General features: G+C 43.6%; 1 protein-coding gene. It reads right to left on the bottom strand.

The window, feature by feature from the left end; translation table 11 throughout:
• Positions 1 to 5 precede the first annotated feature (5 nt).
• Positions 6 to 241, bottom strand: a 236-nt coding sequence (locus tag AAEY57_RS20935; RefSeq protein ID WP_350608774.1) for a hypothetical protein, incomplete at its 5' end; no start/stop codon positions are given.

Genomic DNA, 241 nt, shown 5'->3' with positions numbered 1-241 from the left:
GGTTATTAATCAGTCACAACCTCAGGGTTGGAAACTAATAACATCCGTCCGCGAGCAGCTAAGTAAGTAGCTACTTGCAACTGCATTTCCGCATTAGCGGCAGCACTGCCTTCAACAGTTGCAGCCTTTGCAGCATCTTGAGCTGGAGTTAATATAGAACCATGATGCCCTTTAGTAAATTTAACTAAGTAGCTTGCTGGTGTTTCACTCAATGATTGCGAAGAACTTACTGTCTCAAGAC

Origin of the sequence: Pseudoalteromonas sp. MER144-MNA-CIBAN-0113 (genome assembly GCF_040308965.1) — a bacterium.
GTDB lineage: Bacteria > Pseudomonadota > Gammaproteobacteria > Enterobacterales > Alteromonadaceae > Pseudoalteromonas > Pseudoalteromonas tetraodonis.
The sequence above is the reverse complement of the archived record's forward strand: the minus strand, read 5'-3'. Positions and strand labels throughout refer to the sequence as shown.